10 protein-coding genes and 1 pseudogene are annotated in these 12,346 nt (G+C 53.4%); all 11 read right to left on the reverse strand.

Annotated features, from left to right (window positions below; genetic code table 11):
- Positions 1–27: 27 nt before the first annotated feature.
- Positions 28–2,817: an isoleucine--tRNA ligase gene (gene ileS, locus C7386_RS04795; RefSeq protein ID WP_110436775.1), complete on the reverse strand. Its 2,790-nt coding sequence runs from the start codon at positions 2,815–2,817 to the stop codon at positions 28–30.
- A 27-nt stretch (positions 2,818–2,844) separates the two neighbouring features.
- Positions 2,845–3,438, reverse strand: a complete 594-nt coding sequence (locus C7386_RS04800) for a DivIVA domain-containing protein (protein WP_110436774.1) — start codon at positions 3,436–3,438, stop codon at positions 2,845–2,847.
- 95 nt (positions 3,439–3,533) lie between these two features.
- A complete protein-coding gene (locus C7386_RS13895) occupies positions 3,534–3,812 on the reverse strand; it encodes a YggT family protein (RefSeq protein ID WP_147357581.1) in 279 nt (92 codons plus the stop codon).
- Between the two features lie 9 nt (positions 3,813–3,821).
- A complete protein-coding gene (locus C7386_RS04810) occupies positions 3,822–4,322 on the reverse strand; it encodes a cell division protein SepF (RefSeq protein ID WP_227108825.1) in 501 nt (166 codons plus the stop codon).
- Between the two features lie 20 nt (positions 4,323–4,342).
- Positions 4,343–5,068, reverse strand: coding sequence for a YggS family pyridoxal phosphate-dependent enzyme (locus tag C7386_RS04815; protein WP_110436772.1), 726 nt, complete (start codon positions 5,066–5,068; stop codon positions 4,343–4,345).
- Positions 5,065–6,354: a biotin/lipoyl attachment domain-containing protein gene (locus C7386_RS04820; RefSeq protein ID WP_110436771.1), complete on the reverse strand. Its 1,290-nt coding sequence runs from the start codon at positions 6,352–6,354 to the stop codon at positions 5,065–5,067. The genes C7386_RS04815 and C7386_RS04820 overlap by 4 nt, the downstream gene beginning before the upstream one ends.
- 19 nt (positions 6,355–6,373) lie before the next feature.
- On the reverse strand, positions 6,374–6,622 hold the full coding sequence (gene hfq / locus C7386_RS04825; protein ID WP_199667438.1) for an RNA chaperone Hfq: 249 nt from the start codon (positions 6,620–6,622) through the stop codon (positions 6,374–6,376).
- A 35-nt stretch (positions 6,623–6,657) separates the two neighbouring features.
- The gene (gene miaA, locus C7386_RS04830) at positions 6,658–7,596 is read right to left on the reverse strand and encodes a tRNA (adenosine(37)-N6)-dimethylallyltransferase MiaA (protein ID WP_116704926.1); all 939 of its coding nucleotides are present in this window, start codon (positions 7,594–7,596) and stop codon (positions 6,658–6,660) included.
- 16 nt (positions 7,597–7,612) lie between these two features.
- Entirely contained in the window at positions 7,613–9,616 is a 2,004-nt protein-coding gene (gene mutL / locus C7386_RS04835; RefSeq protein ID WP_110436768.1) for a DNA mismatch repair endonuclease MutL, read from the reverse strand.
- A gap of 60 nt (positions 9,617–9,676) precedes the next feature.
- Positions 9,677–12,238, reverse strand: a pseudogene (gene mutS / locus C7386_RS04840) (DNA mismatch repair protein MutS); the annotation flags it as partial.
- An 11-nt stretch (positions 12,239–12,249) separates the two neighbouring features.
- A partial coding sequence (locus C7386_RS13420; RefSeq protein WP_133241578.1) for an IS3 family transposase occupies positions 12,250–12,346 on the reverse strand: 97 nt, incomplete at its 5' end.

The raw sequence follows: 12,346 nt of genomic DNA on the forward strand, positions 1-12,346 counted from the left end.
TGCTCTGCTCCCCCTTGGATTCTTCTTTTAGCCTACAACCTTGGCACAGCGAGCACACAGACCCGGATGCTTTGCATCAGAACCAACGGTCTTAGCCTGCTTCCAGCAACGCAGGCACTTCTCACCTGCTGCGCGGGCAACAGCAATCTTCAGACCCGGCAGATTCTCGCTTGCAGCGCCCTCACCGTCACCGGCAACGACATCAAGTTCGGAAACAATGCACAGATCAGCCAGATCCTGACCACAGCCGTTCAGGAATGCAGCCTGTTCAGCGTCAGCGTAAACAGTAACGCATGCTTCCAGCGGCTTGCCGATGGTCTTAGCAGTACGCGCACCCTCGAGAGCCTTGTTTACATCATCGCGGAATGCTGTCAGCTTGTCCCACTTAGCACGATCCTCATCGCTGAAGGACAAAGCCTCGTCAGCCTGCGGCATCTCGTTATATGCTACGTTGCGAACATCATCCTCAGCAGCGTGCGGCATAGCCTGCCAGATTTCGTCTGCGGTAAAGCACAGAATCGGAGACAGCATGCGAACCAGCGCACTCAGGATACGATAGATCGTAGTCTGTGCAGAGCGGCGGCTCAGACCATCGGTCTCATCGCAGTACAGACGATCCTTGATCACATCGAGGTAGAAGTTGGACATATCAACAACACAGAAATTATGAATTGCATGGAATACGGTGTGGAATTCGTAGCTATCATATCCCTCACGAACCTTTGCAGCAAGGTCGTTCAGCTTCATCAGTGCCCACTTATCCAGCTCCGGCATATCTGCGTATGCAACAGCGTTGGTCTTAGGATCAAAGTCAAACAGGTTGCCCAGAATGTAGCGAGCCGTGTTACGGATCTTGAGGTAGTTCTGCGACAGATGCTTGAGCATGTCCTTGGAAATACGCATATCCTGACGGTAGTCAGAAGAAGCAACCCACAGACGCATTACGTCTGCGCCATACTGCTTGAGGATATCCTCCGGAGCAATACCATTGCCCAGAGATTTGGACATCTTCTGGCGCTCCTCATCAACAATCATACCGTGGGTGATAACCGTCTTGTACGGAGCCTTGCCCTGCGTAGCAATAGAAGTCAGCATCGAGGACTGGAACCAGCCGCGATACTGGTCATTGCCTTCCAGATATACGTCAACCGGGGTCTTCTGACCTTCGCGGTTCTCGATAACAGCACGCCAGGAGGAACCGGAATCAAACCATACATCCATGGTGTCGGTTTCCTTGTCGAACTCACTGCAGCCGCACTCACACTTGATGCCTGCCGGCAGAATCTCAGCAGCCGTCATGTCGAACCATGCGTTGGAACCCTTTTCACGGAACAGATCAGCAACGGTCTTAATCGTCTGCTCATTTACCAGCGGCTTGCCGCACTTCTTGCAGGTGAAGATCGGAATCGGAACACCCCAGACACGCTGACGGGAAATACACCAGTCGGAACGCTCACGGATCATGGAGGTCATGCGCTCCTGACCCCAGCCGGGAATCCACTTGATGTCCTCACAAGCCTTGACTGCGTCATCCTTGAGCGCATCAACAGAGCAGAACCACTGCTCGGTGGTACGGAAGATGATCGGGTTTTTGCAGCGCCAGCAATGCGGATAGCTGTGCACGATGTCCTCGGTTGCGAGAAGTGCGCCACAGTCATCCAGATCCTTGAGAATAACCTCGTTGGAATCGTCAACGAACATACCCTCGTACTTGCCGGATTCGGCGGTGTGACGGCCCTTGCCGTCAACCGGAACGATAATCGGAATGTTGTACCTCTGGCAAACGATAAAGTCATCAGCACCAAAGCCCGGAGCGGTATGAACACAGCCGGTACCGGCATCGAGCGTTACATGGTCACCGGTGATAACCAGAGAATCACGGTCGAACAGCGGGTGCTTGGTCTTGATCAGCTCCAGATCAGAGCCGAGAACGGTTGCGAGAACTTCCCAGCTGTCAATGCGGGCGGTCTTCATAACAGAAGCAACCAGTTCCTTAGCCAGAACATAAATCTCGCCATTCGGAACCTTAACGAAATCGTACTCGAAGTTCGGGTTCAGAGAAATTGCAAGGTTGCCCGGAATGGTCCAGGTAGTGGTGGTCCAAATTACGAAATATACATTCTCCTTGGTACCAAGCAGCTTGGTGATAACACCCTTGTCATCGGTTACAGCGAACTTTACAAAGATAGACTTACACGGAACATCCTTGTACTCAATCTCTGCCTCAGCCAGTGCGGTCTCGTCGTGCGGGCACCAGTAAACCGGCTTCTGACCCTTGTAGATGTAACCCTTCTTAGCCATCTCGCCGAAAATCTCAATCTGAGCAGCCTCGTAATCGTGGGTCAGGGTCAGGTACGGACGATCCCAGTCACCGATAACGCCCAGACGCTTAAACTGGGTACGCTGGGTATTGACATGATCGTGTGCAAACTCTTCACACTTGGAGCGGAACTCCGCAGTGGAAACCTTGCTGCGATCCATGCCGTAAGCCTTGATTGCCTGACGCTCAATCGGAAGACCATGGGTATCCCAGCCCGGAATGTACGGAGCCTGATAACCCATCATATTGCGCGAACGCAGAATAAAATCCTTAAGGATCTTATTCAGTGCGTGACCCATATGCAGATTGCCGTTTGCATACGGAGGGCCGTCATGCAGAACGAAAAGCGGCTTGCCCTCGTTCTTCTTCATCAGTTCATGGTAGAGGTCGTTCTTCTCCCAGTTTTCCAGAAAACCCGGCTCGCGCTTCGGCAGACCGGCACGCATCGGGAATTCGGTTTTGGGCAAATTGATCGTATTGTTGTAATCCTGCTGCATTGTGCAGTATTCAGTCCTTTCGCTTATTTACTTAACGTCCTTCGGGTCGTATTCAGTGCCGAACTGCAGTTCGCCGAAGTCGAATTTACGCGTTGCATCTTCCACTGGTGCATCGCCCTTCCCAGTCGCATTTGTGTTCTTTGCATCTTCAGTCTGCTGTACCGGAGCGAGTTTTTCGCCCTTCGCCAACTCTGCCAGTGCTCTTGCCTGCGACTGATACAGCTTTGCTACATGAGCGATAAACTCAGCAGTGTTCTTGCGGGCAGTCTCCAGTTTCTGTTCCTCGGTGTTGATTTCCGCCTGGGTGTCTTTCACCTTGTTTGCGGTTTCATCCTTCGCAGAAGCAATGATCTCCTCTGCTTCCTTCTTCGCCTTGTCGATTGTCTCCTGTGCAATCGACTGTGCGGTCAGCAGGGTACGGTGCATTCCTTCTTCAACACCGCGGTACTCTTCAATTTTATCGACCAGCACCTTCATTTTTGCCTTCATAGCAGCGTTTTCCTTCTGCATCGCTGCAAATTCCTCTGCAACACGCTCGAGAAAAGTATCGACAGACTTCATGTCATATCCGCCGAAAACCGCTTTTTCAAAGCCGATTTCTTGTATTTCCTGCACCGTCATATGTTTTTCCTCCGTCTTTATATCATTTGCCGTACTGACACGGAAAAATGGTCGGGCTGCGCCCGACCAAAATCAGCGCCGTTTGTCCGGCAGGCTTAAAGCATATACACCATTTGTTCTAAAACAATCAGAACAAAAAAAGCCAGCATAAACGCAAAATCAAACGGACAATTCCGCAGCGCACTCACGCGGCTCAGCAGACTGCGAAAAGGTTGAATGACCGGCTCGGTAACAAGGCACAGAAACTCGTAGATTTTTGAGTCGCTGCCCTGTACGAACCAGCTCATGATTGCCCGTGCAAAAAACATAAACTGCAGAATGCGCAATAAGCTGCCTACGAAATATATTACCAAGCTGTTCACGATAGTACTCACGATCTGCGCTTAGAAATACATACCGCTGTTTTCCAGTTCATCGATCAGATCGCCCATAATATCAACATTGTAGGGTGTGATAATATAGGTGCTGTTTGCAACCTTCTTGATCTTGCCTTCGTTTGCATACGCAACACCGCTGAGGAAATCCACCAGACGGCGGGCAATATCCTTGTTGGTCTGCTCCAGATTCAGGACAACCGTACGCTTGTCCTTGAGATGATCTGCAATCTCCGCAGCCGTCTCAAAGCGATCCGGCTTGACCAGAACCACAGCCAACTGTGTAGTAGTATTGATGTTTACAACCTTATCGCTGCGATCGTGACGGCGCACCTGAGGCGCGTCCTGTGCATCACTGTCGTACGAACGGTCATAGGATCTTCTATTGTAAGATGATGGCTCGCTATCCATCGCAGGTTCTTCGTTTCTCTGACGGGGCATCTCGTCTTCGTAGTCGTCCTCCAACTCGCTGCCCTTTACCCAATCAATAAAGCCTTTGATTGAACCCATGCCAAGTTCCTCCTTATGTTTTAAGGCGAAACGATCTGATACGGCCGTTTGCCAAAGATCGCCGTGCCTACGCGAACCATGTTCGCTCCGCACGCAATCGCCGTTTCAAAATCATTCGTCATTCCCATAGACAAATAATCCATATCTACATTATCGTATTTTTTCGTCAAAATGTCAATAAATACTTGACGCATTTCGGTAAAGTAGTTTGAATTTTTTGTTTTTTCATCCGCAACGGGAGGAATTGCCATCAATCCGCGGATATGAAGCGACTTTTTTGCGCTCAATTTTACGATTGCATCGTGCAGTTCTTCGGGCGGAAGACCGCTTTTGGCAGCTTCTCTGCCGATATTTACCTCCAGAAGAATATCCTGACAAACACCGCGCTTCTCAGCTTCCTTGGCGATAGCCTCGCCGAGATGAACCGAGCCGACCGACTGAATCAGCGAAACCTTGCCGATCAGGTACTTGACCTTGTTGGTCTGCAGCGTGCCGATAAACTGAAGGTCTGCGCCATCGTAGGCGTTCTGTTCATACTTCTCCTGCAGTTCCTGTACGCGGTTTTCGCCGCACACACGGATTCCCGCTTCGATAGCCGCCTGTACGCGCTCGGCGTCATTCATTTTGGTCGCAGCCACCAGTGTAATTTCACTGGGATCGCGCCCTGCCTGCACGGCGGCATTGTTTACGCGCTCGATCACAGATTTTACGCGTTCCTGCAGTTCTTTCTTTTCTTGCTCCGTCATGTCTTCACCACCATATTGTTTTGCAGATTTTTACCTTGAACGATAACCTGGTCTCGCTCGACCAGCATATCGGAGTTGGTCGCACTTTGTTCGACGACATAATAATCGTCCGCCTCAAACAGCTCGTTGATCATTTTGAATTTCTGTATCGAGCCGCTCAGGATGAACACGCCGGGGATCTGCGTGGTCTTTCCGTCGCTGTCTGTTTGTTCCTGCACACGGACGGCACTCTTCGGCACCTTGAGTCCGGTGTAGGTCGCAATGATAATTTCGATCGGCTGTTCGCGCATGGAAACCATTTCACTGCTGAATTCTGTGCCTTCCATCACCAGCAGAGCCGTATCGCTGTCACCTTGATGGTTGATGGAATGCACGGTTACTTTGGATTCCATCGAAGCCTGCGTAAAGTTTACTGTCAGCTCCTGACCGACCTGCAGACGCTCGGCCTGCTCGGCCGGAATCTTAGCTGCCAGATACCAGTTGAATCCCTTAACGATCTTGCCGAGCGAATTGCTGTTCTCAGCAGACGGCTGCTGCGCAACGGTCTTGTCAAACTGCTCCACGGTCATCTCATCCAGTGAGGATGGTGTGAGAATGCTCTCGTATCCATCCACTACCTCGGAGAAATATCCGGACGAGGATGCAGTGAGTTCCGTGGTTCGGCCGGTAAGCTGATGCTCGAGCGAGGACTGCTCAGAAACCAAAGCGTCACGTTCGGCAGATACCTCGTTGGTATCCACATTGCCGGCCTCGCGGCGCAGCGACAGCGTGCGCAGCGAACTTGCGGCAGACGCGACCGAAGAGCCGCTGCCTTCCTTCACCTGCTCGGCCAGCTGCTCGATCGTCAGCGTGATGACCTGATCCAGCTTTGCGATGTTTGAGCTGTCCGATGTGGACTGCAGCGCTGTATCCAGAAGAGAAATACGTTCCTCCAGCGGATCAAGCTGTCGGCTCAGATCCATAGATTCCTGATCAGAATAGATGATCGCCAGCGGTGCGTCCTGCTGTACGCGTTCACCGCTGTACACGATGTGCTTGACCGAGCTGCCCGTGGCATTGTCGATTGGTTCTTCATCGCGGAAGAACCAGCCATCGCTCGTAAAGCTGTCATTAATTGTGACATGCAGAGCCGGTGTGGTCTCCGGTGCAGCCGAAAACGCGTTAGAAAGACGGCCTCCCAGATAAATCACCATCAGCACCGCCGCAATGATAAATACAACGCGGTTTCCGCCGTCATTCCGCCGTTTTCGCGGCTTGGATTTTGTGCTTTTTGTCTGTTGTCCCATGTAAAGACCTCGTATATGTTCACTGTTCCGCACGCTCCCCTCTCGGTGCATGGAGATCGACTCTATGCTGTGGGATCAGAGTAGAGATTGCGTGCTTATAGATCATTTGCTGTTTTCCGTCGCTCTCCAAAATCACAACGAAGCTGTCGAATCCGCGGACGATACCGCGCATCTGAAACCCGTTCGTTAAAAATACGGTGATGTTCTGCGCCTGCTGACGCAGTGCACTGAGCATTCTGTCCTGTAAGTTGATTTCGTTTCGCACAATGATTCCTCCAGTTAAAATTACAATTTATGGTATCATTATACACCGTGGTTTTGAAGATATTTTGTCGTTTCCTGTAAGACGAAAGGAAGTTCTTCTCCACTATTATAATATATCCAGTGGATGCTGTCATCCCTTTTCAGCCAGGTAAGCTGACGTTTTGCATAATTTCTGCTGCGCCGTTTGAGTAATTCGGCACATTCTTCCAATGTTTGCTCGCCGTTCAGATAGCCGAGCAGCTCTTTGTAGCCGATGGCCTGCGCGGCAGTGCCGGTCAGCAGACCGCGTTCCACCAGCCGTTTCGTCTCCTCCAGCAGACCGTTTTCCAGCATAAGATCCACTCTGCGATTGATGCGGTCATACAGAATTTCACGGTCAGACGGGCAAACACCGATCTTGAGCGCATCATACTTTGGCTCCGGGCGCTTGTTCCTGCGGTTAAATTCGTCGATCGTCATACCGGTCTGCTCATACACCTCAAGAGCACGAATGACGCGCTTGAGATTATTCGGGTGCAGACGTTCCGCTCCGGCCGGATCTACCTTAGCCAGACAGTCATGTACCGCCTGATTGCCCTGCTCAGCCGCCATCCGCTGATATTTCTCACGCACGGTCAGGTCGGTCTCATCGCCGGAGAATACGCTGCACTCGATGAGCGCGTCCATGTACAATCCTGTACCGCCGACAACGATCGGCGTCATGCCGCGCGACAGAATATCCTGCGCAGCAGCGTCTGCCAGTTCGACATACCGTGCCACCGAGAACGCTTCGCCGGGCTCGCACACATCGAACAGATGGTGCGGTACGCCCTGCCGTTCCTTCATATCAGGCTTGGCGGTGCCGATATCCATCTCACGGTAAAGCTGCATGGAATCCGCAGAAATGATCTCAGTATGCAGTTGTTGCGCCAGCGCGACCGATAAGGCGGTTTTGCCGCTGGCAGTCGGTCCGCAGATACAGATCAAACGGTTTTCCATGCTGTTTCCTCGCTTTTTATTGATTTACACGCTTGAACATCTTGTCAAGCTCATATTTGGTCAGACGAACGGTCGTCGGTCTGCCATGCGGGCAGGAACGCACGTTGTCATCGCTCAGCACCCGCTCGCACAGGTCCTGCAGCTCGGTCATCGTGGTCGGTTTGCCTGCCTTGATAGCCGCCTTGCATGCTACCGTATGAATTAAATCGTCCAGACGATCCGGCACGGTGGTACGGCTGTTCATCGCCTTTTCGGCCAATTCACTGATGACGCTCTGCACATCGCCGCTATCCAGATAAGCGGGCACGCTGCGTACGGCAAAGCTGTTCTCGCCAAAGCTGTCGATGGCAAAGCCTGCCTGACGGATGTCCTCGATCTGCGACTGCACAGCGGCGGCTTCCTCGCCGGTCAGCTCTACAATTACAGGCGTGAGAAGCTGCTGCTGTGGCATATCGGTCTCCGCACGCAGCTTGTTGAACAGAATGCGTTCATGCGCGGCATGCTTGTCGATGAGAATCAAGCCGTCCTTGTCCTCAGCAATGATGTACGTCTGGAAACATTCGCCGATCACACGCACACCGGTATCCAGCGGCTGCAGGATCTGCGGCTTACCCTTGACCTCCGGTGCGCTGACAGACGGCACAACAACCATCGGTTCATCTTCCGGCTCCGGTGTCGGCGTATGCACGGCAGGTGTCGGTTCTGTGACCGGCTCGACCGGCTGTGCCATTCGCGTACGAACTGGTTCCTGCGGTTCCTCCTGCAGTATGCGCGGCGCGGACAGATAACTCGATGCACTGCGCGGACGCTCTGCCTTTGGCGGGATAGACACGAGGAAATCCTCTAAATCCGGTGCTTCCTCGTCGTTCTTTACCGGTGCAATCGGTGTTGGCTTGACACTCGGCGTGACAAACGGCTTAGGGTCTACCGACTTTGGAATCGCAAACCGCTGCTGCTCATGCGTCAGATTATCTTCACGCGGCTTGGCAGGCGCTTCCTTCTCCTTGTGCTCCAGATGCGGCATATTGTCGTTTGCGGCAAGCGCATTCTTGCAGGCAATATACACGACCTCGAAAATCGGCTTTTCCTGCGAAAATTTGACCTCGGTTTTTGCAGGATGCACGTTGACGTCGACCGCCGACAGCGGCAAATCCAGGAAAAGCGCACCAGACGGATATTTGCCGGTGATGATCGCATTGCGATAGGCCTCTTCCATTGCAGCCTGCATAAGACGGCTCTTGACATAGCGGCCATTGACGAAAAAGTGCTGCATGGAACGGTTGGCACGTCCGGCGTGCGGCTTGACAATGTAGCCGTGCACGGTCATACCGTTGCGCTCGGTCATCGGCACTTCAATCATATTGGCAGTCATTTCCTTGCCGAATACGCCGAACACCGGTGCAATCAGCTTGCCCTTGCCGTCCGACGAGAATACCTGCTTGCCGTCGCGAATGAGCGTGAACGCAATCTCCGGATGGGAGAGCGCCGCATGCTGTACTACGCCGAGAATGTAACCCGCCTCGGTGAAGTCCTTTTTGAGAAACTTCATGCGAGCCGGTGTGTTGAAGAACAGGTCGCGCACAACGATTGTTGTGCCTTCCGGACAACCGGCTTCCTCCTGTGTCTGAATCTCACCGGCTTCCAGATGCAGGTGCAGACCCGCAATCGAACCTGCCTGACGCGTGAACAGATCAATGCGCGTAACCGACGAAATCGCAGCCAGTGCTTCACCGCGAAAGCCCAATGTGCCGATAGCATTCAAATCTTCCTCGGTACGCAGCTTGCTGGTCGCGTGGCGGCGGAAGGCCACAGGTGCATCCTCTGCCGACATGCCGCAGCCGTTATCCGCAATACGCAGATAGGTAATGCCGCCGTTTTCGATCTCCACCGTAATGCGGGTAGACCCTGCGTCAATCGCATTCTCGACCAGCTCCTTCGCCACGGAGGACGGCCGTTCAACAACCTCTCCTGCCGCGATCAGATCCGCAAGATGCGGAGATAATTCATGAATCACTGCCATTTTTCTTTGTTTTCCTTTCCGGAACAAATCATGGTTGGTCTTTCCTGCCCTGATAAATGATTAAACCAGCTTTTTCAGCTCATACAGTGCGTTGAGCGCCTCGATCGGCGTCATGGTGTCCACCTGCAGTGCACGCAGCCGCTCTGCGACTGCATCGCCGGAGAGCGAATCTATCGTAATCTGCGGAACGTCTTCCGGTTCCTCGGCTACGGCGTGCAGCTCGATTTTCGGCATGGTGGATTCCAGATCAGTCAGCACAGCCTTTGCTCGCTTGATGACCGGATTCGGCACACCGGCCAGCTTTGCAACCTCAATGCCATAGCTGTCATCCGCGCCGCCACGCACGATTTTGCGCAGGAACGTAATGTCATCACCGCGCTTTTTGACCGCAATATTGTAATTCTTGACGCCCTTGACCAGATCTTCAAGCACCGTCAGTTCGTGATAATGCGTTGCAAACAGCGCGCGTGCGCCGATGCGCTTTTTGTCCGCTACATACTCTACAACTGCGCGGGCAATGCTCATGCCGTCATAGGTAGATGTGCCGCGTCCAATCTCATCCAGAATGATCAGACTGGACTTGGTAGCGTGCCGCAGAATGTCCGCGACCTCGCTCATCTCCACCATGAAGGTGGATTGACCGCTCGCCAGATCATCCGACGCGCCGACACGGGTAAACACGCGGTCTGCCACGCCGATATGCGCGGATGAGGCCGGCACATACGAGCCAATCTGCGCCATGATGGTAATCAGTGCCACCTGCCGCATATAGGTGGATTTGCCTGCCATATTCGGGCCGGTGATGATAGCAACGCGGTTTTCCTTGCTGTCGAGCAAGGTGTCGTTCGGGATGAACAGACTATCGGACAGCATTTTCTCAACAACCGGGTGACGGCCGTCCTTGATGTCAATGCGGTCGGAAAAATCCACCACCGGACAAACATAGTTGTTATCACATGCCACATCAGCCAAAGCGCACAGAACGTCAAGCGCTGCGATAGCCTGCGCGGTTTTCTGCACGCGGTGTACCTCGGCGGCAATCTGGTCACGCACAGAGACAAACACCTCATACTCGAGTGCGGTCAGGCGTTCCTGCGCACCGAGCACGGTGCTCTCGAGCTGTTTCAGCTCCTCGGTGATATAGCGCTCGCTGTTCGCAAGCGTCTGCTTACGAATATAGTTCTCCGGAACCGCCTCCGCATTGGAGCGGCTGACCTCAATATAATAGCCGAACACACGGTTGTAGCCGATTTTCAGCTTGCTGATGCCGGTACGCTCGCGTTCCGCCTGCTCGATTTCGGCAATTTTGCCCTTACCGCCGGACGCAAGGTCGCGCAGACGGTCAATCTCCTCGTTGAAGCCCTTGCGGATCATGCCGCCTTCCCGAAGAAGAATCGGCGGCTCATCCACGATGGCCTGCTCGACCAGCGCGCGAATGTCTTCAAGCAGATCAATCTTGCCGGTCAGCTCACGCAACATAGCCTGTCCGAACAGAGCAGCCTGCGTTTTGATCTCCGGCAGGCAAGAAATTGCCGCCGACAGCGCACGCAGATCACGGCAGTTTGCAGTGCCGTAGGCTACGCGCCCAATCAGGCGCTCCATATCGAACACCCGCTTGAGTGCGTCCGTCAATGCCGTGCGGGCAATTACATCGTCGCACAATGCACCTACCGCCTGCTGACGGCGTGCAATATGCAGCGGATTATACAGCGGTTTTTCAATCCACTGACGAATCAGGCGCGAACCCATTGCCGTGCGCGTGTGGTCGAGTACCCACAGCAGCGTGCCCTTCTTCTCCTTGGTGCGCATGGTCTCGCAAAGCTCGAGATTGCGGCGTGCGATCAGGTCAAGCTCCATATACTGGCCTTGATGGTACACCTGCAGCTGATTCAGACTGGAAAGGCTGGCCTTCTGCGTCTGCTCTAGGTAATCCAGCAGACCGCCGAGGCACTGCACAGTGCACGGCAGGTCAGTCAGGCCGGCAGCGTCAAAGTCCTGCACCTTGAAGTGCTCCTGAATGCGTTCCGCACTGCGCTGTGCCTCAAAGCACTCCTCCGGCATCGGCTCTATGAGCGCCTCCAGACGTTCCTTCAGAAAGGACTGAAGGCCGTCTGCCGAAATGGCTCCGCCGCCGACCAGCACCTCACGCGGCGCAAAGCGTCCGAACTCGCTGGTGATGTCATTCCAGTTATCCGAGCCGGTCGCGTACACCGAACCTGTCGTAATATCAGCAAAGCATACGCCGACGGAACCACCGGCTGCATATACGCAGCCGAGAAAGTTGTTCCGGTTTTCATCCAGCATGGAGGCTTCCACGACCGTACCCGGTGTCACGCGTCGGATGATCTCGCGCTTGACCAGACCTTTTGCCTTTTTCGGGTCCTCCATCTGCTCACAGATTGCGATTTTGTAACCCTTCTGCACCAGCTTGGCAATATAGCCTTCCGCGCTGTGATACGGCACGCCGCACATCGGTGCACGTTCTCCCTGACCGCAGTCGCGGCCGGTCAGCGTCAGCTCCAGCTCGCGGGAGACCAGCTTGGCATCGTCAAAGAACATTTCGTAAAAATCGCCCAGACGGTAAAACTGAAGTGACCCCAAAAAGTTAGACAATATTTTGAAGTAAAAATTGTTTAAGCAGCCGAAAGGGCTTGCTGTCTGTGAATTGCAGGCGGCAAGCCCTTTAGCTTTGCCTTGATCCTGCGGTTGTTGTAGTAATCCAGATATTCA

Source organism: Agathobaculum butyriciproducens, assembly GCA_003096535.1.
GTDB classification, from domain to species: domain Bacteria; phylum Bacillota; class Clostridia; order Oscillospirales; family Butyricicoccaceae; genus Agathobaculum; species Agathobaculum butyriciproducens.

What these genes read in the sequence shown, in the direction of transcription:
- ileS (WP_110436775.1), bottom strand. Translation starts at nt 2,817, where the DNA reads ATGCAGCAGGATTACAACAATACGATCAATTTGCCCAAAACCGAATTC.
- C7386_RS04800 (WP_110436774.1), bottom strand. Translation starts at nt 3,438, where the DNA reads ATGACGGTGCAGGAAATACAAGAAATCGGCTTTGAAAAAGCGGTTTTC.
- C7386_RS04810 (WP_227108825.1), bottom strand. Translation starts at nt 4,322, where the DNA reads ATGGGTTCAATCAAAGGCTTTATTGATTGGGTAAAGGGCAGCGAGTTG.
- C7386_RS04815 (WP_110436772.1), bottom strand. Translation starts at nt 5,068, where the DNA reads ATGACGGAGCAAGAAAAGAAAGAACTGCAGGAACGCGTAAAATCTGTG.
- C7386_RS04820 (WP_110436771.1), bottom strand. Translation starts at nt 6,354, where the DNA reads ATGGGACAACAGACAAAAAGCACAAAATCCAAGCCGCGAAAACGGCGG.
- miaA (WP_116704926.1), bottom strand. Translation starts at nt 7,596, where the DNA reads ATGGAAAACCGTTTGATCTGTATCTGCGGACCGACTGCCAGCGGCAAA.
- mutL (WP_110436768.1), bottom strand. Translation starts at nt 9,616, where the DNA reads ATGGCAGTGATTCATGAATTATCTCCGCATCTTGCGGATCTGATCGCG.